The sequence below is a fragment of the Brasilonema octagenarum UFV-OR1 genome (genome assembly GCF_963888615.1).
Taxonomy (GTDB): Bacteria; Cyanobacteriota; Cyanobacteriia; order Cyanobacteriales; family Nostocaceae; genus Brasilonema; species Brasilonema sennae.
Window position 1 is genome coordinate 26240 of sequence record NZ_CAWPKW010000233.1, and the last position, 23217, is coordinate 49456.

Sequence of the window (23217 nt, forward strand, 5' to 3'; positions counted from 1 at the left end):
GGGACTCAGTGGCTTCCCGATAGCCGTAAGGCGTGGCGTCAGCCATAGGGTAGGTCGCGAAGAAAGAAAAGAGGAAGAAGCTGTAGTAATTTTTTAATAGACTTCTGGCTAAAGATATGAGAAGGGATGTTTCTAATTACATGTTTTTCAAGATTGCTTGAGGTTTAATTGCTAACGACTAACTATATTTAAATTTCAGGGAATACATGAGATGGGTGTAAAAATTGAGCTTTTAAACCGCTACCAACTGCGTACGAAAGATGATGAGTTATTACTTCTGCCAGTTATTGAAATAAAACCTACTGAGAGTTTTAATTTACCTCATATCTCCAAAATTGATATTGTTGTCAGTGGAACGCCAGAAAAGTTAGCAGCACAATTACAATCTGCTTATAAAAGTGTTAACTTTAGCGCTAGTAGATTTCTGAGACTTTCTACACCACAGCGATTAAAGCAAACTGAGTGTAGGTGGAATGAACCACTACCAGCAGGTGTGAACTGCACTTTGCAAGTCATTGTTGAGTATTTTGATTCGGATGAAATAGGTAATCCTAATTTATCTACGAGCAAAAACTCTACGGCTGAGTGCAATATATGGACTTATGCAGGTATTGAAGATACCGTAATACAAATGTCAGTGAGAGATACGCTACCATTGCCACTACCAGAACCTTTTTACAAACCCCAATCACCTCAAGAAAGCAAAAAGCCAGAAATTACCTATCCAGGCTGGTTTGCTATCGATTTCGGCACCTCTAATTCTACAGTTACACTCTACGATCCCAAAGTCATTGTCACTCCAGATAGTTTACCTAGCGAGCAAGAGGTGCGGCTACGGGAACGTATGGCACTATGGTTAAATCAGCGTCCTGTGGATGATGTACCGGGTATCAGTCGGAGTGCTTGGGAACAGGAATGGCAAAAGTTTTTAACTGAATTGAGTAAGGATTTTGTTTCAGTTCCTCATTCTGTGAACAAGAATTTAGGAGAACAACTTTTTCGAGGTGTTGAGAGTATTAAGTTGTTGGAAGCTATCCGACAGATAGAAATTTGTTTGAGTAAACGCCTCGGTTGGTTTCGTCGGGCTGCTAGTCAACGGTTGAATCAAATATATCACGAAGTTTTCCGCGTACCACCCCTGGAATGGCAAAGTTTGATTCCTGTAGAATTGGATAAGGATCGTCGTCTCAATGAAATTCCTAGTGAGTTAGAAGTTGTTAATCTGGAACCTTCTTTGTCAAAAGATGACTCCGCAAAAGTGAAGGTTGTCTTGGGTGAACAATCTAGACAGCACAGATTAGATACGATTGGGAATGGGGAGGAAATTGAAGGGAGGTTTCTCCACTCACCCAAGCGCTATTTTGGTCAAGAACGTTCTTTTAAAATTACGCTTGATGATCAAGAGGATACAATTGAGGTTAATAAGCTTCTTCAAGCTGCTTATGCTGAACTGATTTCACTGACGCAGAATTATCGTCAACGTTACCCAGGTAAGTGTTCTGAGGGTAAATTCTACCGTGCAGTGGTGACTTACCCAACTATTGCTTCTCCATTTGTGCGCCGCGAGATTGAGAAGCTGGTGAAACAACTGGATATCGAAGATGTGCAGATGGCTTATGACGAAGCGATTTCGGTCGCCATCTTCTTTTTATGGCGAGAGTTTGGCGGTGATTTGAATGTGGGGATTGAATCTTTCAAAACCCGTTGCCGTTACAATGGGGATAAATGGTGGCAAAATGTCCTCGTTTTGGATATTGGTGGCGGAACCACTGATTTAGCGCTTATTCGCTTGACACTGGAAGAAATTAATCCTTTTGAACCTGGGGAAGACCGAGGCGACGGTGGACGGTATTATAAATTAACTCCTAAATTATTAGGTTCTTCCGGACATTTGCAGTTGGGAGGGGAGTTGATTACTTTGCGGTTGTTTTTGTTGTTGAAGGCGGCGATCGCAGACTGTTTACTCACAGCCGTAACTGAAGAACGTTTGCCAAAAGATGCGTTGAAAGTGCAGCCAGAAGAGTTGAGCGATCGCTTTCTTAATAACAGCAAATTCTTACCCGGTAGCTTGTTGGGTTGTGTAGATAAAGAAATTCGAGAAGGCGATGCTTACAAAGATGCTTTAAATGCAGCCGAAAAAGTACTTCCCACTCGCTGGAAATATTCATCATCTCGCGCACAAACTTTCTACACTCTTTGGGAACAAGCAGAAAATGCAAAAATAGGACTAGGTCAAAAACGCCAACAAGATGCACCCGAACCTATCTTCATTCTTGATGGACAAAAAATCTCTGAACTGCTGCAACAAAACGATATTGAGTTATCAACTGAAGTTGTTGATAACCTAAGTGTAACACTCACAGTACAGCAATTTGAAAGATCAGTATCTCCTGTGATTCGAGAAGCAGTTGGTATTGGTCAAGGATTGCTCGAAAATGCTTTAGAAAACAAGCTTTCCCATTCCCTAAATTCTCAAACCAGCAAAGAGCAAGTTGACTGGTTGATTCTGTCTGGAAAAACTTGCAACCTTGAATTAGTTGAACGTGAACTTTATCGAGTTTTTAGCAAGTCTGACTATTTTGTTTGGAATGAAGATAGAGTCACCTTTGAACCCGAATATACAAAGCTTGCAACCTCGGCTGGAGCCTGCTTTGCAGAAAAACTAAGACAATTGGGTTTTGCGCCGAAAGAATCTAAAGAATTGCTACGTAGAGGAGCTAATCAACTCTATATTGATGTCAAAAATCTCTTTTATTTTTTACCATGTTCTTTTAAAAGAGAGGTTATTGGAGGAACTTTAGATCCAATTTTTCAGTCAGGTCAAGAACTTTATCAACTCAAAGTTGACGATGCAATGGCGAAATACCGCAGTAGTTGGCAAGGTATGCAGTTAACTAACAACATCATTCGTCAGGATTTTGAGAATATCAAACCTCAACTTTGGGGTAGTTATAACGGCGATGCTTTGAGAAAGAAACTAGAAATGAGTGAGGAAGATTTTAAAAACTCTATCAAAGTCCAGTTTGAAATTAATCAAAAGCTTGATATTGATTTACTACTTTGTCGGGGAAATCCTCACTATTTAATTCCTGTAAATATTCCCTGTCTTGATGCGGCGAAAGTTATAGGAATACCAAATGTTATTTCTGATGATGCTCAGGTGGTATGTGATATTGCTGTAAATGTCGCTGAATCGGCAAATGCTCTCAAAACAGATGCTCATACTGTCGTATTTGAAGCGGATAAAAACTATAGCAGTAATTTGCGAGTGTTTCGATATGATGATGGTGCTATACAACCACAAATGATGGGGTTAATTAGTGAATTACCTCCCTTTCCTACGAGTGGTAAACATACATTCTACTTTCAATTTCACAATCCAAAATCTAATAAATGGGAATTGATTGGCGAATTACCCGAACCAGAAGTCAAAAGTGAATATCCTTGCCGATATTATGTCTCTCTCAATCAAAAAGGTATCCTGAAAGTACATGCATTTGAAGTACCTTATTTGACCTCAAAAAATCCAGAATGTCTTCAGCAAGAAGGATGTGTTTTTCGAGATAATCTCCAACCACAGCCTAACGATGTAAAGGCAGAACGTGATCCGTTTTCTGGAGAACATTGAAACAGTTATCAGTGAACAGTGAACAGTTATCAGTCCCTGTTCACTGTTCAGTGTGGAGAACTTGGGAACGAGAGAAATTTGAAACTCAAAACGGAGGATATATGCAGCACCTCAGCAAGTTATTAAAAATTGACAACTCAAATTTAGCTTGGGTACTGCGGTTGAGTTTGCACGGATTGCGGACTCAATTACAGGAAGCTTTAAAAACAGCAACTACAGATCCAGGAAGCACTGCTTGTCAAGAATTGCTGAGGGAATTAGATATACTTTTGCAAGAAGCATTTCAACAGGAGACTTTGAGTGAGAAAACTGTCTTGTCCTCACAGGAGAATTCTTGTTGGGAAGATGTGTTAGAACCAGTTAGCAGTGAAGTAAAAGACGAACTCAAATTAAGACAACTGAGTGAAGTTTTGCTATCTGACCGAGAAATATCAAATTATATCGGGGATTACCAAATTCTCAGCACTCATGATAGTGATTTGTGGAACGAGATGCAACGTTTGCTTTTACGCGTTCCTGAGAAGATAGCTCATATTTGGCAAGAGCAAATGTTAACACAAGCAAGTCAACTGGGTGCAACAGAAGATAGGCGATCGCACTTATCACTACCTTTGATCCGCAATGAATATATCTATCCTGGTTTGAAAGGGAAGGTAGAAGCGACTGGCTTATACTTATCAGACCAAGTTGATTTTGATCCACGATTAATGGTGCAAAGACACGATGGTGAACTTGATTTGTTAGCTGCAGTAGTTTCTATTTATCTGAAATTTCTTGAACTCGATTCATCTTTGTACCATGCGCTCAAAAGTGTTGATAGATTCGGTGTGAGGTCTTTAAACGATGAACGAGAAAAGTCTAAATATATTACAGCACTGATAGACCGTTTTCGCCGGGTACAAACCACTGCTGATAATGTCGATCCAGTTGTTGCTTTGCGTGCCAGACTAGATTTAGATGAAGCAATACACTCTTTGGTGTATTTGCCATGTGCTGAACGTTATTCTTGGTGGGGTAAATTGCAACAAGAAGCACGGCGTACTCTGGACTCAATGGTTGAGAAAACTCGTCATGCTGGCTATCATGTGCAAATTCGTCCATTATGGGGAACCTATGCTGATGTTTTTAATTGGTCAAAGGACGACTTGCAATTAGATATTGGTGGAGTGCGCGGCGAGGTGTCTGCATGTTTGCGGGTTTATGCCAAGATTAATGATGAGGTGCTTCCAGGAAGAGTTCTTTTTCGTTCTTCTTGAGTAAGGGATTTTCTTGTTAGGCTATTGCTGGATGTGATATGAAAAGCGATACGCATGATTGCATCTCTTGCTTTGCGCGATCGCCCCAAAGGGGCGCGCACTCCCTACCATCGCACCACTCCCCGAATTCCTAAAAGTAATAACTTGTCGCCCCATTCTCAGCTAACCATCGCTTCCTTTCCAAAAAATCAGGCTTCCCTGGGTATAAAAATATTAGGTTCTTTGGATAACGAAGGCGTGTTTACACTTGATTTGGTGACATGAGTTGGAATAGTAAGCGATTTATTAGGTTCTTTGGATAACGAAGGCGTGTTTACACATAGCCACAGACGTCAAGTTCCTAACATCTGCAAATTGTGCAAAGTCGCGTACATTCCTCCTTGTTCCAGCAACTGTTCATGACTTCCCTGTTCTATTAATTCTCCGCGCTTGAGTACGAAAATTCGATCCACATCACGAATGGTGGACAAGCGGTGAGCAATAATGATCGCAGTACGTTTTACTAACAGTTTGTCTAAAGCTTCTTGGATCAAAGCTTCCGTTCCTACATCCAGACTAGCTGTTGCTTCATCCAGTACCAAAATTTCTGGTTTGCGAATACTAGCACGAGCAAATGCTAAGAGTTGCTTTTGACCGCTAGAAAGGTTTGTACCTCGTTCTCTAAGTTGAGTATCATAACCTTGAGGCAGTTGTTCAATAAACTCAGCAATGTTAGTTTTCTCTGCTGCTTGTTGAATTTGCTCAAAACTGTAGCTATCTCCTAAGGTAATGTTGCTTTTGACATCACCTGCGAACAAAAAGCCTTCTTGCAAAATCACCGCCATGTAACGCCGCAGTTCTGCTTGAGGGATTTCTCGGATATCTATACCATCTACCAAAATGCGTCCTTGGTTGGGTTCGTAAAGGCGACACAAAAGACGGATAATAGAACTTTTGCCCGCACCTGTGGGACCTACTAACGCGACTTTCTCACCAGGATGAATGGTAAAGTCCAAATCTTTGATAATATAATCATCATCTTTGTACGCAAACCAGACGTGTTCAAACCGGATTTCTCCCAATTCAGGTTGGGAATTTTCGATTGGGAATTCCGAATTATCAGTTATTTCGTTTATGTAACCCAAGCGAGAATCCAAAATTGAGAATCTGGGATTAGCGCGATCCCGTATTTCTATCGGTTCATCCAAAACTTCACTCACGCGTTCTATCGCGGTGAAACCAGCTTGAATAACAGTGAATTTTTCCGCAAACTGTTGTAATGGATCGAATAAGCGCTGGGCATATAAGATGAATGCAGATAAGGTTCCAAAAGTCAAGCTTTGTTGCAGTAGTAAATAACCGCCCACCCACAAAACGCCTGCGATACCTATCAGGGCAATCCATTCAAGGGTTGCGGAAACTGCTGACTCATAAAAGATAGTCTGATCTACATCGTTGATGTAACGTTCATTTTCAAAACGAAACAACCCTGCATTGAATTTTTCTCGTCGAAACAATTGTACGACATTGATGCCAATAATATTTTCTTGTAACTGAGAATTCAGTCCAGAAAGTTCTTCTCTTGCCTTATAGTTTGCTTTGCGGTACTGCTTTTGTAAGTAGACTATAATACCTGTTATTGGTACGAGAACCATCAATAGCAAAAAAGCAAGTTGCCACTGCATAGAAAACATAAAGCTGAGAATCACCAGCATAGAAAATAAATCTGACACAATCCCTATAGCTCCAGTGGAAAAGACATCTCCTAATACTTCCACATCACTGGTGAGCCTGGTGATTAATTTTCCTACGGGTGTTCTATCAAAAAAACGCACCGCCAAGGATGTGACATGATGAAACAAGTCTCGACGAATTTCAGCAGTGATTTGCTGACCTAGCTTTTGTACCAAATAACCCTGAAAACCTGTAAATATCAGTCGTACACTTACCGTTATCAGCAACAAGACTTCGATGATATTTAGCCCTTGTGACAACGGACGATTTCTGAGAAACTCATAGGTGCTTGGTTCTTGGCGAATCAGGGAGATAACTTGTCCAATAAGCAGTGGTTGCACAGCATTAGCAACCGCTATTGGCACCAACAGTAACATAGCAAGCGCTAGCAATCGCCCACGACGGCGGGCATAAGGTAGTAGACGCAAAAATAACCGCCAGTCATTTTCACGCCGACGGTAACCTGTGTCAGATTTTTTCCGAGGTTTGGAGGTGCTCATCATAAGAGCATTATATTAATTTTTACAACCTAAAGTGTTCGCATTTCTACCCTCAATACTTTAGAGATACTTTACCTTTAGATCTCGTCTGGATTGAACGATGTCAACGCACTAAAGAAAGAATGTAGCGGTTATTTAGAGAAATTTTGTGGATAGAGGTTTGGATGTCAACGAACAAAAGGGTGTTGCGATATAGCGCAACACCCTTTTGTTGTTAGTTGAAATCAAATCCTGGCATCGAGCTATTGTCGCAGACAGCTACCCACCTACTATCGTCGCCGCTGCAGCGTTTCACACCTGAGTTCGGGATAGAATCAGAGTGGTTCCACCGCGCCATTGACACCAGGAAAACCTTGGGGGAAATTCAAAATTCAAATCTAGTTGATTTTGAATTTTTTCAAACCCTGAAGACTGCACAGAAACGCGATTAGCAATTGTTGTTGAAGTCAAGCCCTCGGTCTATTAGCATGGGTCGGCTGAACACATTACTGCGTGTACACCTCCCACCTATTAACAGGTGTTCTGCCTGTGACCTTACTGGCTAATGCCATGAGAGTACTCATCTTGAGGTGGGCTTCCCACTTAGATGCTTTCAGCGGTTATCCGCTCCGCACATGGCTACCCAGCGTTTACCGTTGGCACGATAACTGGTACACCAGCGGTGCGTCCCTCCCGGTCCTCTCGTACTAAGGAGGGCTCCTCTCAATACTCTTACGCCTGCACCGGATATGGACCGAACTGTCTCACGACGTTCTGAACCCAGCTCACGTACCGCTTTAATGGGCGAACAGCCCAACCCTTGGGACGTACTTCCGCCCCAGGTTGCGATGAGCCGACATCGAGGTGCCAAACCTCCCCGTCGATGTGGACTCTTGGGGGAGATCAGCCTGTTATCCCTAGAGTAACTTTTATCCGTTGAGCGACGGCCATTCCATTCTGTGCCGTCGGATCACTAAGACCGTGTTTCCACCCTGCTCGAGTTGTTGCTCTTGCAGTCAAGCTCCCTTATTGCCTTTACACTCAAAGCACGATTTCCAACCGTGCTGAGGGAACCTTTGTGCGCCTCCGTTACCTTTTAGGAGGCGACCGCCCCAGTCAAACTGCCCACCTGAAATTGTCTCCTTTCCGGATCACGGAAACGGGTTAGAATCCTAGCTTCGCCAGAGTGGTATCTCACTGTTGGCTCCACACTCCCCACAAGGAATGCTTCAATGCCTCCCACCTATCCTGCGCAAGCCAAGCCCGGACCCAATTCCAGGCTACAGTAAAGCTTCATAGGGTCTTTCTGTCCAGGTGCAGGTAGTCCGTATCTTCACAGACACTCCTATTTCGCCGAGTCTCTCTCCGAGACAGTGCCCAGATCGTTACGCCTTTCGTGCGGGTCGGAACTTACCCGACAAGGAATTTCGCTACCTTAGGACCGTTATAGTTACGGCCGCCGTTCACCGGGGCTTCGGTCGCCAGCTTTACCTTTCGGCTGACCAGCTTCCTTAACCTTCCGGCACTGGGCAGGCGTCAGCCCCCATACTTCCTCTTACGAGTTGGCGGAGACCTGTGTTTTTGGTAAACAGTCGCCTGGGCCTCTTCACTGCAACCCACTCACGTGGGCACCCCTTCTTCCGAAGTTACGGGGCTATTTTGCCGAGTTCCTTAGAGAGAGTTATCTCGCTCCCCTTAGTATTCTCTACTCCCCCACCTGTGTCGGTTTCGGGTACGGGTACTGAGCTTTCATCACATTCACAGCTTTTCTTGGCACTAACATAACTACACGACCTCCGTAGAAGTCTCCCAATCCAGTCAGGGCGTAGCTTACTTTCATGCGCACTGCAAATGCTCCCACTCAATAGTCAGGGATTGTTGACCCTGTGTCCATCGACTACGCGTTTCCGCCTCGCCTTAGGTCCCGACTAACCCAGAGTGGACGAACCTGGCTCTGGAACCCTTGGGGTTTCGGGGTATTGGATTCTCACCAATATTTTCGCTACTCAAGCCGACATTCTCACTTCCGTTTCGTCCACACCTGCTCGCCGCTAGTGCTTCTTCCTAATACGGAACGCTCCCCTACCAGTTCAGTTATCAGTTACCAGTTAACAGTTATTACAAACTTTTGGTTCATTCATAACTGATAACTGATAACTTTTTACTAAAATCCACAGCTTCGGTACATCGCTTAGTCCCGTTCATTTTCGGCGCAGGAGCGCTTGACCAGTGAGCTATTACGCACTCTTTTAAGGGTGGCTGCTTCTAGGCAAACCTCCTGGTTGTCTGTGCACTCCCACCTCCTTTGCCACTTAGCGATGATTTGGGGACCTTAGCTGGTGGTCTGGGCTGTTTCCCTCTTGACGATGAAGCTTATCCCCCACCGTCTCACTGGTTGTGTGTACATCTGGTATTCTGAGTTTGTCTCGATTTGGTACAGCTTTCGCCGCCCGCACCGAAACAGTGCTTTACCCCCAGACTATAATCACAACCGCTGCGCCTCAACACATTTCGGGGAGAACCAGCTAGCTCCGGGTTCGATTGGCATTTCACCCCTAACCACACCTCATCCGCCGATTTTTCAACATCGGTCGGTTCGGACCTCCACTTGGTGTTACCCAAGCTTCATCCTGGACATGGTTAGATCACCCGGGTTCGGGTCTAAAAACACTGATTCGCGCCCTCTTCAGACTCGCTTTCGCTTTGGCTACAGTTTTTCACCTTAACCTACCAGTGCCTTTAACTCGCCGGCTCATTCTTCAACAGGCACGCGGTCATCCGTTGAATCGGACTTCCACTGCTTGTGGGCGAATGGTTTCATGTTCTATTTCACTCCCCTCATTGGGGTTCTTTTCACCTTTCCCTCGCGGTACTGTTTCGCTATCGGTCACACAGTAGTATTTAGCCTTACGAGATGGTCCTCGCTGATTCACATGGGATTTCACGTGCCCCATGCTACTCGGGATACAGCTAGTATCTTTTTGTTTTTGACTACAGGACTCTCACCTTCTCTGGTACAGTTTTTCGCTGCTTCGTCTAACATAAGGATTCCTTGTTGCTGTCCCACTACCCCAAAAAGCAAGCTTTTTGGTTTAGGCTTTTCCCCTTTCGCTCACCACTACTTAGGGAATCTCTTTTGATTTCTCTTCCTCCAGCTACTAAGATGTTTCAATTCGCTGGGTTGGCTCTTTCCTGTCTATATATTCAACAGGCAGTTCTTGGGGTTGCCCCATTCGGACATCTCCGGATCTATGCTTGCTTCCAGCTCCCCGGAGCGTTTCGTCGGTCACCACGTCCTTCTTCGCCTCTGTGTGCCTAGGTATCCACCATTCGCCTTTCATTGCTTGACTACAAACAATCATTGCTTTTTGCTTGGAGTTTTAACTGTTAATAACAGTTAACTACCTGACATTTTTCGCGTTTCTATGCAGTTTTCAAGGTTCTTTTGCTGGAAATACCCCAGCATTCTTGCTTATATCACAAGATGCTGAATCTTATCCAATTAATTATCGGATGATAATTTTGCTTTTGCTTTTCTGACTTGCCTGCACTCTAGCCTTTGCTGCTATTTGAGTACACTCAACAAAGATGGAATCACAAAAGTTAATTACTTAGGGCGCAGGTGGAGGTAAGGAGACTCGAACTCCTGACATCCTGCTTGCAAAGCAGGCGCTCTACCAACTGAGCTATACCCCCCTAAATTTCAGTTCACAGTTATCAGTTCACAGTTATCATTTTTTCGTGACCACTGTTTACTGCACACTGTTCACTGTTTTCAGGTGGGCCATCCTGGACTCGAACCAGGGACCTCACCCTTATCAGGGGTGCGCTCTAACCACCTGAGCTAATAGCCCATATCCGAACCTAACTTATAGTTTGAAAGCTTACACTTACCTTACGACCGACCTCGGGATAAAACCAATTCAAAGTTTTATAATTCTAAATTTCCAAAAACTCTTTCTTGTTTTTGAACTTTGAATTTTTACTTTTGAATTGAGTCGGGTCTCCCTAAAAAGGAGGTGATCCAGCCACACCTTCCGGTACGGCTACCTTGTTACGACTTCACCCCAGTCACCAGTCCTACCTTCGGCGTCCCCCTCCTCGAAAGGTTAGGGTAACGACTTCGGGCGTGACCAGCTTCCATGGTGTGACGGGCGGTGTGTACAAGGCCCGGGAACGAATTCACTGCAGTATGCTGACCTGCAATTACTAGCGATTCCTCCTTCACGCAGGCGAGTTGCAGCCTGCGATCTGAACTGAGCCGTGGTTTATGGGATTTGCTTGCTATTGCTAGCTTGCTGCCCTTTGTCCACAGCATTGTAGTACGTGTGTAGCCCAGGACGTAAGGGGCATGCTGACTTGACGTCATCCCCACCTTCCTCCGGTTTGTCACCGGCAGTCTCCCTAGAGTGCCCAACCGAATTGCTGGCAACTAAGAACGAGGGTTGCGCTCGTTGCGGGACTTAACCCAACATCTCACGACACGAGCTGACGACAGCCATGCAGCACCTGATAGCCGCTCCCTTGCGGGCACCCCGCCCTTTCAGGCAGGTTCGACCATTTTCGAGCCCAGGTAAGGTTCTTCGCGTTGCGTCGAATTAAACCACATACTCCACCGCTTGTGCGGGCCCCCGTCAATTCCTTTGAGTTTCACACTTGCGTGCGTACTCCCCAGGCGGGATACTTAACGCGTTGGCTACGACACTGCCCGGGTCGATACGGGCAACGCCTAGTATCCATCGTTTACGGCTAGGACTACTGGGGTATCTAATCCCATTCGCTCCCCTAGCTTTCGTCCCTCAGTGTCAGTTATGGTCCAGCAGAGCGCTTTCGCCACCGGTGTTCTTCCTGATCTCTACGCATTTCACCGCTACACCAGGAATTCCCTCTACCCCTACCATACTCTAGTCACTCAGTTTCCACTGCCTTTATCTGGTTGAGCCAGATTCTTTGACAGCAGACTTGAATAACCACCTGCGGACGCTTTACGCCCAATCATTCCGGATAACGCTTGCATCCTCCGTATTACCGCGGCTGCTGGCACGGAGTTAGCCGATGCTGATTCCTCAGGTACCTTCAGTACTTATTCCCTGAGAAAAGAGGTTTACAACCCAAGAGCCTTCCTCCCTCACGCGGTATTGCTCCGTCAGGCTTTCGCCCATTGCGGAAAATTCCCCACTGCTGCCTCCCGTAGGAGTCTGGGCCGTGTCTCAGTCCCAGTGTGGCTGGTCATCCTCTCAGACCAGCTACTGATCGGTGCCTTGGTGCGCTCTTACCACACCAACTAGCTAATCAGACGCGAGCTCATCTTCAGGTGATAAATCTTTCACCGTTAGGCACATCCGGTATTAGCAATCGTTTCCGACTGTTGTCCCGAACCTGAAGCCAGATTCTCACGCGTTACTCACCCGTCCGCCACTAAGTTCCGAAGAACTCCGTTCGACTTGCATGTGTTAAGCATACCGCCAGCGTTCATCCTGAGCCAGGATCAAACTCTCCGTTTTGATTCTGTCTGTAGATAAGTGAACTAATCACTCATCTACTTGCTCTTTTAGCTGATTTTACCGTCAGCCTCGGTTTATTGTTTACTATCGCAAGGCTTTTTGTGTATACTAGCTTTCAAACTATAGGATTTTCAAGGTTCGTCGCCCTCGGCGGTGACTTGTTTTTGTGTCCGCGCTTCAGGCACTTATTCAATATAGCGAACCCAATCCTGGCTGTCAACTATTTTCTGAAACTTTTTTGAGATTTTTTTTGAGAGTGCTCAAAACTCCTCACTGTGACGGGTTTAGGCAAAAATGGGAGATGCACTTTCACTCTATTAAGGAAAAGTCGTTGTGAATTTTCAGTCAGTTATAGCTATATTGCATAAGTTCTGGAGCGATCGCGGTTGCCTAATTGCCCAACCCTACGACATTGAAAAGGGAGCAGGCACTAAAAACCCTCACACTTTTTTAAGAGCTTTGGGACCAGAACCGTGGGCTGTCGCTTATGTTGAACCTTGTCGCCGTCCTACTGATGGACGTTACGGCGAAAACCCTAATCGCTTCCAACACTATTACCAGTACCAAGTTCTGATTAAGCCTTCGCCAAATAATATTCAAGAAATTTATCTTGATTCCTTAAGAGCTTTGGGAATTCGTCCTGAAGACCACGATATTCGGTTTGTAGAAGATAATTGGGAAGATGCAACGGTAGGAGCTTGGGGAACTGGCTGGGAAGTTTGGTTAGATGGAATGGAAATCACTCAATTTACATACTTCCAGCAATGCGGAGGCATTGATTGCCGTCCAGTGTCTATTGAAATGACTTATGGCTTGGAAAGATTGACGATGTATCTTCAAGGAGTAGAAGCAATCACCAATATTCAATGGACGGACAACATCACATATGGAGATGTTCACCTGCAAGGAGAAATTGAGCAGTGTGTTTACAACTTTGAAGCCTCAAATCCGGAAATGCTGCTTACATTATTTAATCTGTACGAGCAGGAAGCGCAGCAATTAACCGAACGTGGACTTGTCTTACCTACGTTGGATTATGTTTTGAAATGTTCACACACTTTCAATTTATTAGATGCCAGAGGAGTTATTTCTGTGACAGAGCGAGTTCGCTACATTGCAAGAATTCGAGTTTTAGCGCGGAAGGTCGCACAATTATATGTGGAACAGCGAGAAAAGCTGGGTTTTCCGCTTTTGAATAAGTCAGCAAGTATAGTGCATGCTCACTAATGACCTCAAAGAAAACCTTAAAACCTAACTCACGGATAAAGGTTGTCCCGTGCTTCTTTTGTGAAAAATCTAGAAAAACCCAACATTTCAGACTAGATGCACTGCTGGTATGAGTTTTTGGTAAACCTATTGCCAAAATTGTGATGCACTTGCAGACTGGAAGTCTGGGGCTATACAAAGAAAGTTTATCTACGCAGGCTTAACATAGTAGTTTTCTTGCGTAGAAAACTTTTTGGCTTCTAGTCTACATAGCTACAAATTGTATCTGCCAGGTGTTTGTCCAAAAACTCTGATGAATAAGGTAAGTGGTGTCATAATCTGTCTTGGCTACATTCTAGGATTACTGTTTACAGCAATTCCGTGGGGTGGCTTTTGGGTATTCGCTTTGGGCATAGTGGGAGCTATCTTTTTTGGAAGACAACGCCAAAACATACGGAAACATCTGCCAAAAAAGGATAATTCCCAAGCAAAGACTAAGACAGCGCCACAATTATCGCAAACCACTCCTCACCCTAGAGTGTGGCTTATTGCTGGCGTAGTAGGATTATTCGCTAGTTTCTATTTTCAATCGCGAGTTCCGATACCAGAAGCCAACGATATCAGTAAATTCCTCCCGTTAGAAAATGCCAATAATCAAGAACAACTTTTTATTGTTCGGGGTAAGGTGCTTACTAAACCCCGCATGACTCGGAGTCAGCGTGGACAGTTGTGGTTACAAGCAACTGAGCTTAATGAGGTTAAAAATGAGAATGGCCCAGCTGGTACAAGTAAAGGAGTGACAGGAAAGTTATATGTGACTATGCCTTTACTTCAAACGACTGGGTTGCATCCCAGTCAACAAATTGCTGTGACTGGGGTTTTGTACAAACCAAAACCACCATTAAATCCCGGTGGTTTTGATTTTCAAAAATTTCTCCAGCAAGAAGGTGCGTTTGCTGGTTTGAGTGGACGGCAAGTCAATATTCTGGATGAAGGAAAAAGTTGGGGATGGTGGAAAATTCGAGAACGAATTGTGCGATCGCAAGTTCGTTCGTTAGGTGTTCCAGAAGGTCCACTTGTAAGTGCAATGGTTTTGGGTAGCAAAGTCGTTGATTTACCTTACGAAACCCAAGACCGTTTTGTGCAGGTGGGACTTGCTCATGCTTTAGCCGCCTCAGGGTTTCAAACATCGTTAATTTTAGGTGTCATTCTAGGATTGACATCAAAAGCCAAAAAGGGAACCCAAATTATACTCGGGAGCATAGCTCTGCTTCTTTTCTTAACTTTAACAGGTTTACAAGCATCGGTACTTCGAGCCGTAATTATGGGCTTTGCCGCGCTTATTGGAATAGGATTAAGGCGCACAGTCAAACAATTAGGTTCATTATTGGTTGCAGCAGTTTTATTATTGCTCTTTAATCCTCTGTGGATTTGGGATTTGGGATTTCAACTCAGTTTTCTGGCAACACTGGGGTTAATTGTGACAGGATCCCCAATCACAAAACGTTTTGATTGGTTGCCACTTATGATCACATCTTCAATTGCAGTTCCACTAGCCGCTGCAATTTGGACATTACCTCTTTTATTGTACGTCTTTAATGTAGTAGCGATTTACACTCTACCAGCCAACATTATCTCCACACCATTTATTTCTATCATCAGTATCGGTGGAATGATAAGCGCTCTAGTCAGCTTAATTTCACCAGAGCTTGGAAGCAGCTTGGCTAATTTGTTATATCATCCAACCCACTGGTTGCTTAACTTGGTGGAGTTTTTTGGGAGCTTACCAGGAAGTACAGTTGCTGTAGGTAGCATATCCCTTGGTCAAATGCTAGCAATGTATATATTGATTATCCTGGCATGGGTGGTGCGTTGGTGGCAACAGCGGTGGTGGTTTTCTGCCATAATTGCATTGGGTTTGGTTGTTGTTCCTGTTTGGCATTCTGCAAACACCCTGTTTCGGGTAACAGTGTTGGCAGCAGGCGAGGAACCAGTTTTAGTGATTCAAGACAAAGGAAAGGTCACACTGATAAATAGTGGAGATGAAGGTACGGGACGCTTCACTATACTGCCGTTTTTACAACAGCAAGCTGTGAATAAAGTAGATTGGGCGATCGCTTCTGATTTTCAACACAATGGCAATAATGCTTGGTTGGAGGTATTGCAACGTTTGCCAATTGGAACTTTCTATGACTATTCTCCCACGTCTGACAATGACACAACCAATCAAGTCATTAAAAAGGAAGTGCAAAACAGTAAAGGAATTTACCAACCTTTGTCAGTTGGTCAAACTATCACTACTGGTTCGGTAGTCGCGCAATTAACCAACAACCAATTGCCCATCTTACAGTTGCAAATTTTCGGGCAAAATTGGCTGTTGGTGGGTCAGACCAAAACAACTCAAGTGCTTGAACTTCTGAATAGTGGACGTGTAGTGCGTCCGCAAGTCTTATGGTGTCCTGGTGAATCTTTAAAAGAATTAATTCCTGTCCTGCAACCGCAGGTGGCGATCGCAACCACCACCAATGTTGACCAAAAAACACTATCTGAATTGAGCAAAACTCAGACAAAATTATTCTTTACAAGTAAAGATGGCGCTATCCAGTGGACACCCAACGGACAGTTTGAGACTTTTATCCCAGCAGGTGAAAACAAAACATCTATTTTGTAAAAAATTCGCACATCCATGATAAACTCCTTATAATAGGCTTGTTATGCCTCTGGAGAGGTGGCAGAGTGGTTGAATGCGGCGCACTCGAAATGCGTTTTAGGGCAACCTAACGGGGGTTCGAATCCCCCCTTCTCCGTTTAATAGTAATAATGTGGACACAACTGACTAAAATAGGTGTAGCAAAAACGAAAAAAGAAAACACGCCTAGTAGCTAACCTTTATGCTCACACCTGCTGAATTTCTCAAATACACCCAGTGGTCAGGTATTGCAACATTAGTATTTGCTGCCTTGGCGATTGCGAGTTTTGTTTTCAAATGGGGCATTCGCTTTCGGCTTGTTGGTTCAACTGGCTTTATGGTAGTACTGACAGGTGGTCTATTTGCTTTATCATTGGCTCCTTTGTCTCGCACTGTGATTCCAGGTGCTGTACGGTATAATCTGGTTTATGACAACGGAGGATCTCAAACAGTTATAGCCATCCCAAAACAAATTACCACCACACAATTAGAAGCAACCTTGCGTCAAGCGGCTAGTGATTTGTATTCTTATGGTCGTTTGGGTGCACTAACAGACAATAAGTTGACAATTCGAGCACGCACCATTATCCACCCAGAACCAGAAATTTCTGTGCCACTTTACCTAGGTAAAGTGAAGCGATCGCTTGCTAGTCGTGAAGATTCTCAAATGACTATCGAGATTTACCGGGAGAAATTTGCTCAATTACCACAAACGACATCTTGAAAAGTGAGGGTGAAGAGGTTCTCCAACACATAGAAAAGTGGTAGTGTTAACTTATTAATTAGTTGTATGTATCATCAATCGACTAAAACTTTGTCTACTCAAACCTCTAGTCCGTTACTCACTCTTTCTGTAGCTCCAGCAAGGGTTATCCGTGGCTCGGATATATTGACACAGGCAAGTGATGCAATTTCTCAGTTGGGAAGTCGTCCTCTAATTATAGGAGGTGAACGTACTCTTGCTGTCACCCAGGAAAGTCTACAAGAACTTCTCAAACAGCAACGGTTGCATGTTGCCCAAGCCTGTTATAGTCCCGATTGTAGTGAAGCCAGCTTGAAAACTTTACACAAAGCGGCAAAAGAGCACAAAGCGGATGTGATAATTGGAGTTGGTGGCGGTAAAGCACTGGATACAGCTAAGTTAGTTGCTTACAAGTTGGAGTTACCAGTAGTCACAATTCCCACTTCAGCCTCTACGTGTGCGGCTTGGACAGCCCTCTCGAATGTCTATTCTGATGAAGGGGCATTTCTCTATGATGTCGGATTGGCAAAGTGTCCTGATTTACTGATACTCGATTACGAGTTAGTGAAAACAGCACCACAACGAACACTTGTAGCGGGAATTGGGGATGCGATCGCTAAGTGGTACGAAGCTTCAGTCAGTAGCGGACACTCGGAACAAACCCTAATTATCGCTGCAGTACAACAGGCGCGAGTTTTACGGGATATCCTTTTCCAAAAATCTAGTATAGCTCTTAAAGAACCTGGTAGCGAAGCTTGGCAACAAGTTGTAGATGCAACAGTTCTCCTTGCAGGAGTCATCGGAGGATTAGGAGGCGCACAGTGTCGTACCGTTGCAGCTCATGCTGTACACAATGGGTTAACTCACATTTGTGAAAGTGGCAGCATTCATGGTGAAAAAGTCGCCTATGGTATTTTGGTGCAACTGCGTTTAGAAGAAATAATACAGGGCAATCAGCTCGCAGCAGCTGCACGACAACAATTATTAAAGTTTTATGCAGAGATCGGATTACCCCAAAAATTGAGTGATTTAGGATTAGGCAATATTACCTTAAATGAATTACAAAAAGCCGCTGAAATTGCCTTAGAAACTCATTCTGACATTCACCGACTTCCATTTAAAGTTGCACTAGAACAGTTGATGGCGGCTATGGTTTCCACCACTGCACCAGTGGAAGGACGAACCCATACGGGTTTAACGTCAACTATGAATAAGGATGAGTAATGATCAAATCAGTGAACAGTAAACACTGAACAGAAACTGAGAACTGAGAACTGATAACTGATAACTGCTGAATGGCATAAAATCCAGAATGCAAAAGATAAATGACGAGTTATGACTCTTTGTTTTTCAGCTTTTATAATTTATTATTTGTAAACCATAATTCCTTCGATGAGATCAGATTGGATTGCTCCAGCGGAACGGATACAGAAATTACCACCCTACGTGTTTGCTCGTCTAGATGAACTCAAAGCGAAAGCACGAGAGCAAGGGCTAGATTTGATTGATTTGGGCATGGGAAACCCAGATGGTGCAACACCGCAACCCGTTATAGAAGCGGCGATCAAAGCTTTGCAAAATCCAGCAAATCATGGCTACCCTCCTTTTGAAGGTACAGCTAATTTTCGCCAAGCTATCACGAACTGGTATCGTCGTCGTTATGGAGTCGATTTAGACCCAGATAGTGAAGCATTACCGCTTCTTGGTTCTAAAGAAGGATTGGCTCATCTTGCCATAGCCTATATTAATCCTGGTGACTTGATTTTAGTACCTTCTCCTGCCTATCCTGTCCATTTTCGTGGTCCAATTATTGCTGGAGGCAAAGTTCACAGCTTAATTCTCAAACCCGAAAATGACTGGCTGATTGATTTGGCTGCAATTCCTGATGCTGTTGCCGAACAAGCAAAGATTCTCTATTTTAATTATCCCAGTAATCCGACAGCTGCGACTGCACCCCGTGAATTTTTTGAAGAAATTGTTGCTTTCGCGCGTAAATATGAGATTCTGCTCGTACATGACTTGTGTTACGCTGAGTTAGCTTTTGATGGCTATCAACCAACGAGTTTGTTAGAAATTCCTGGGGCGAAAGACATTGGCCTTGAATTTCATACTCTTTCCAAAACCTACAATATGGCAGGTTGGCGCGTCGGTTTTGTAGTTGGTAACCGCCATATCATTCAAGGTTTGCGGACACTAAAAACGAATTTGGATTATGGCATTTTTGCAGCATTGCAAACCGCAGCCGAAACCGCATTGCAGCTGAGCGATGATTATTTACATGAGGTACAAGAACGTTACCGTACTCGCCGTGATTTTGTCATTCAAGGCTTAACCGAGTTAGGCTGGAATCTGAGTAAAACCAAAGCGACGATGTATTTGTGGATTCCTTGTCCTGTTGGCGTGAGTTCTACAGAATTTGCTCTCAAAGTCCTACAGCAAACTGGTGTTGTGTTTACTCCAGGTAATGCTTTCGGGGTTGGGGGTGAAGGGTATGTACGAATTAGCTTAATTGCGGAGTGCGATCGCTTGGGTGAAGCTTTGCACCGTTTAAAGCAAGCTAATATCCGCTTCCAATAACAGACTAATCATCCAAACTCTATCAGTCCAGAGTAAGATGGCAACTAAAAGTTCTAAAGCTATAATTACCGATTAATCCAATTCTTTGGGAAGCTACTCAGCTATTGTGATTAATCAACACTCTGATAACCTGTTAAACCTTCAACTAAAAAAAACATCAGTTGAGGGTTATAAATTTAGCTGGTTTGATTGGTTTTGTCTTTGGTATCCTCCTGGCTGGCTGATTTTATTCAACCGACACTGGCAGCATTATCACAAAGATCCAGATGGTTGGAATTGGTTAGAATACGGGTTATTTTTGATTCCCTGCGGATTTTACTTGGCACTTTTGATTCGTTGGTTGCGACTTGGCTGTCGTTCACCTCGTCGGGAAATAGGTGAATTTGATCCAAATTATCAAAAAGCTTTTCGAGACGAAATAATTGCTCCTATTGTTAAATATTATTTTCGAGGTGAGTTACACAAAATTGAGAATTTGCCACAAACAGGTCCAATGATTGTGGCAATAAATCATGCAGGAATGTGTTTCCCATGGGACTTTTTAACGTTAGGTTACTTGTTAAGTAAAACACAAGAATGGTTGGTGCAACCGTTAGCTGGAGTTTCTTTATTTGATCATCTTTGGATCACTTGGTGGTTACCACCTGGATGGTCAAAAGTTTTGGGTGGTGTGAGAGCAGAATTAAATGATTTTAAGAGTGTAATGCAAGAACGTAAAATTCTTTTGTATGCACCAGAAGGTTTACGCGGACCTAGAAAAGGTTGGGTACAACGCTATCAATTAGAAAGGTTTGATTTGAGTTTCATTCAATTAAGCCAACGTTATCAAATTCCGATCTTACCTGTTATTTGCATTGGTAGTGAGAATTTACATCCTTGGACTTTAAATATAAAAACATTGCAGAGGTTATTTAATTTACCATTTTTGCCAATATCACCTCTGATGCCATTATTTATTCTGTTTCCATCAATGGGAGTCTGGGCGATGAGAACTCGCCTGCGTTACTTTATTCAACCTTTGTGTACAACTGAGTTAAATGGTGAAAAGACGAAAAGAACAGAAATTTATCGTCAAGCACAACAGTTACGAGAAAAGTTACAAAATCAAATTAACCAGTTGTTAAGTCAGGGGTAACGTGCAATACAGTTCGCTTAAGCCCAAAACATTGGGCTGTGCGCTCACTTACAGCACATTGCAAGTAAATGAAGTACAACACACAGAGCTAAAAGCTGGACTTATCAGCACTTTTTACTTTGGTAAGTGAGCTTTGTCCAAGCTCTGACTCCTGACGCCTCTATTCTGCTGTATATTTCAAGTTGCTGAGCGTGTTCACATTTCTCCTTTACGTTTTGGGTATGACAGATCATAAGTCTGAATGTAAATTTTGCCACTCACCAGAAAAGATAGACTCAGTTGCAGTCGCGATTCTCAGCAAATCTTGCAGTAGTAAAGGCGACCATTGAACGCCCGCCTTGCGCCCTGCAGCAAAAAGTTGTTGAGTCTTTATGCTCAATAGATACAAGGCGTAAGCTAATTTTTTGTCTACAACAGCAGTATCTTTTACAGCTTCAAACACCACTTTCAATGCCAACAAAATCGAGGTAATCTGACCTGGTATTGGTGATTGTCCCCGCTGTAGACGTATCAACAAGGCATCAGGGCTTTCCTCGTTATAAAGTGTTTGGTCAATCAAAAATTTGCAAGCGGTTTGGTAATTCATGTTCGAGGGGCATCCATTACACCTTTGCCTACCCATTGCAACATTTGACTCGTGGATTAACATTTTACCTTGATAGCTCTACAAACGTGTCATATAAAAAGAATTCCCTGATTCAGTGGCAAGTAATACTGGCATAATTGCACAATGAAGGCAGTTCCTGATTGTTCTTGTCCGACAAATGCCGACTTTACTTGCTGACGCTCAAAACTTACTCTCTGACTTACTCAAGCGCTACTCATCCCGTGTAGATTATTTGATGATTCGTCTTGAAGAAGCTGAAGGAACGGATATTTTCTTACGTGGCGACAAAGTAGAAACCCTTAGTGAAGGTATTTCCATTGGCGGACAGATTCGCGCCTGTCACAAAGGTGGATGGGGGTTTAGCAGCTTTAACCAACTGTCGACAATTAGCGATCGCATTGAAGAAGCCATCACCGCTGCCAAAATTGTTGGTGAAGAAGAAACTATTTTAGCTCCCATTGACATTGTGCAAGCAGTGTGCGACATGCCACTAACTGGAAGCGACCCCCGGCAAATCTCGTTGAAAAAGAAAAAAGAATTGTGCGATCGCTACACCGAATTACTCAAAAGCGTTGACAGCCGGATTACCACCACTTCTGTTCGTTATGGAGACAGTGCCCAAAGAGTTATCCTCGCCACCAGTGAAGGAACTTTGATTGAGCAATCTTGGGTAGATATGGAAATGCGCTTCGCCGCCACAGCCAGAAACGGCGAAACTGTGCAAACTGGAAGAGAAACCACAGGTTCGCGCAAAGCTTTTGAAGATTTGACGGCTTTGGATGAACAAGTCAAAGAAGCTGCACAAAGGGCAGTTGCAGCTTTATATCTGCCATCGGTGAAAGGTAATACTTATACTGTGGTGATAGATCCGATTCTTTCCGGGTTATTTGTTCACGAAGCCTTTGGGCATCTTTCCGAAGCAGATATGGCGTACGAAAACCCAGATTTGTTGGAAGTGATGACGATTGGGCGGCGATTTGGACCACAAGAACTACAGATTTTTGATGGTGCAGCGCCCCAAGGACATCGAGGTAGCTATTTTTACGACGATGAAGGCACACCTGCAACCACAACTCAACTTATAGAAGATGGAATTTTGACAGGACGTTTGCATTCGCGCGAAACGGCTGGCAAATTGGACGAAGCGCCAACAGGGAATGCACGGTGTCTTAGTTATCACTACCCTCCGATTGTACGGATGACGAATACCTGGATAAAACCGGGAAAAACACCGGTTTTGGACTTATTCAATGGTATAAAAGAAGGAGTTTATGCCCGTAACTGGTTGGGTGGAATGACGAATGGAGAAATGTTCACCTTCAGCGCTGGGGAAGCGTGGATGATTAGAAACGGGAAGATTGCTGAACCTGTTAAAGATGTGACGCTTTCAGGGAACGTTTTTCAAACTTTGGCAGATATTGAGGCGATCGGCGATGACTTTTACTGGGATGAGTCGGGCGGTTGCGGTAAAGGTGGACAAAATGGTTTGCCTGTAGGTTGCGGTGGTCCTAGTTTAAGGATACGTGATGTGGTGGTGGGAGGAGAAGCGGCTTAGAGGATGTTTCAGAAGTATTGTTTTAATCATTAGATCATTTAGATCCCCCCTACTGGTTAAAAAGGGGGGTAAAAGTCATTTCAAGGGTAGGTTATCTCGCTCCCATGCTCTGCGTGGGAGTGCCAT

At 43.8% G+C, this 23217-nt stretch carries 12 protein-coding genes, 3 tRNA genes and 3 rRNA genes; 11 read left to right on the top strand and 7 right to left on the bottom strand.

Annotated elements, in window-relative coordinates; genetic code table 11:
- Nucleotides 1–211 precede the first annotated feature (211 nt).
- The 3 genes from AC5590_RS18855 (at nucleotide 212) to AC5590_RS18865 (ending at nucleotide 5148) form a co-directional block, all read left to right on the top strand.
- Nucleotides 212–3628 carry an acetate and sugar kinases/Hsc70/actin family protein gene (locus AC5590_RS18855; RefSeq protein WP_169265027.1) on the top strand — a complete coding sequence of 1139 codons (3417 nt, stop codon included), beginning with the start codon at nucleotides 212–214 and terminating at the stop codon, nucleotides 3626–3628.
- Between the two features lie 101 nt (nucleotides 3629–3729).
- The gene (locus AC5590_RS18860) at nucleotides 3730–4884 is read left to right on the top strand and encodes a hypothetical protein (protein WP_169265048.1); all 1155 of its coding nucleotides are present in this window, start codon (nucleotides 3730–3732) and stop codon (nucleotides 4882–4884) included.
- Nucleotides 4885–4938: 54 nt separating this feature from the next.
- Complete coding sequence (locus AC5590_RS18865) at nucleotides 4939–5148, top strand: hypothetical protein (protein ID WP_169265028.1); 210 nt, start codon at nucleotides 4939–4941, stop codon at nucleotides 5146–5148.
- A gap of 68 nt (nucleotides 5149–5216) precedes the next feature.
- On the opposite strand, the gene AC5590_RS18870 is transcribed toward AC5590_RS18865, so the two are convergent.
- The 6 genes from AC5590_RS18870 to AC5590_RS18895 form a co-directional block, all read right to left on the bottom strand.
- Nucleotides 5217–7097, bottom strand: coding sequence for an ABC transporter ATP-binding protein (locus AC5590_RS18870; protein ID WP_169265049.1), 1881 nt, complete (start codon nucleotides 7095–7097; stop codon nucleotides 5217–5219).
- 229 nt (nucleotides 7098–7326) lie between these two features.
- A 5S ribosomal RNA gene (rrf, locus tag AC5590_RS18875) occupies nucleotides 7327–7444 on the bottom strand.
- A 95-nt stretch (nucleotides 7445–7539) separates the two neighbouring features.
- Nucleotides 7540–10426 (bottom strand): 23S ribosomal RNA (locus AC5590_RS18880).
- Nucleotides 10427–10699: 273 nt separating this feature from the next.
- Nucleotides 10700–10772 (bottom strand) — tRNA-Ala (locus AC5590_RS18885).
- 84 nt (nucleotides 10773–10856) lie between these two features.
- Nucleotides 10857–10930 (bottom strand) — tRNA-Ile (locus AC5590_RS18890).
- 158 nt (nucleotides 10931–11088) lie between these two features.
- A 16S ribosomal RNA gene (locus tag AC5590_RS18895) occupies nucleotides 11089–12580 on the bottom strand.
- Together the 16S, 23S and 5S rRNA genes with 2 tRNA genes alongside form the textbook arrangement of a ribosomal RNA operon.
- Before the next feature lie 333 nt (nucleotides 12581–12913).
- Between AC5590_RS18895 and glyQ the strand changes: the two genes are divergently transcribed.
- The 7 genes from glyQ (at nucleotide 12914) to AC5590_RS18930 (ending at nucleotide 20929) form a co-directional block, all read left to right on the top strand.
- The gene (gene glyQ, locus AC5590_RS18900) at nucleotides 12914–13807 is read left to right on the top strand and encodes a glycine--tRNA ligase subunit alpha (RefSeq protein ID WP_169265029.1); all 894 of its coding nucleotides are present in this window, start codon (nucleotides 12914–12916) and stop codon (nucleotides 13805–13807) included.
- A gap of 292 nt (nucleotides 13808–14099) precedes the next feature.
- Nucleotides 14100–16457, top strand: coding sequence for a ComEC/Rec2 family competence protein (locus AC5590_RS18905; RefSeq protein WP_169265030.1), 2358 nt, complete (start codon nucleotides 14100–14102; stop codon nucleotides 16455–16457).
- A 51-nt stretch (nucleotides 16458–16508) separates the two neighbouring features.
- Nucleotides 16509–16593 (top strand) — tRNA-Ser (locus AC5590_RS18910).
- A gap of 84 nt (nucleotides 16594–16677) precedes the next feature.
- The gene (locus tag AC5590_RS18915) at nucleotides 16678–17199 is read left to right on the top strand and encodes a Ycf51 family protein (protein WP_169265031.1); all 522 of its coding nucleotides are present in this window, start codon (nucleotides 16678–16680) and stop codon (nucleotides 17197–17199) included.
- Between the two features lie 66 nt (nucleotides 17200–17265).
- A complete protein-coding gene (locus tag AC5590_RS18920; RefSeq protein WP_169265032.1) occupies nucleotides 17266–18441 on the top strand; it encodes an iron-containing alcohol dehydrogenase family protein in 1176 nt (391 codons plus the stop codon).
- Nucleotides 18442–18609: 168 nt separating this feature from the next.
- Complete coding sequence (locus AC5590_RS18925) at nucleotides 18610–19794, top strand: aspartate aminotransferase (protein WP_169265033.1); 1185 nt, start codon at nucleotides 18610–18612, stop codon at nucleotides 19792–19794.
- Nucleotides 19795–19900: 106 nt separating this feature from the next.
- Nucleotides 19901–20929, top strand: a complete 1029-nt coding sequence (locus AC5590_RS18930) for a 1-acyl-sn-glycerol-3-phosphate acyltransferase (protein ID WP_169265034.1) — start codon at nucleotides 19901–19903, stop codon at nucleotides 20927–20929.
- Nucleotides 20930–21158: 229 nt separating this feature from the next.
- Here the strand turns inward: AC5590_RS18930 and AC5590_RS18935 are convergent, their stop codons facing one another.
- Nucleotides 21159–21515 (bottom strand): Dethiobiotin synthetase, encoded by a 357-nt coding sequence (locus AC5590_RS18935; RefSeq protein WP_169265035.1) that lies wholly within the window; start codon nucleotides 21513–21515, stop codon nucleotides 21159–21161.
- Nucleotides 21516–21693: 178 nt separating this feature from the next.
- Between AC5590_RS18935 and AC5590_RS18940 the strand changes: the two genes are divergently transcribed.
- The gene (locus AC5590_RS18940; RefSeq protein ID WP_169265036.1) at nucleotides 21694–23091 is read left to right on the top strand and encodes a TldD/PmbA family protein; all 1398 of its coding nucleotides are present in this window, start codon (nucleotides 21694–21696) and stop codon (nucleotides 23089–23091) included.
- Nucleotides 23092–23217 lie beyond the last annotated feature (126 nt).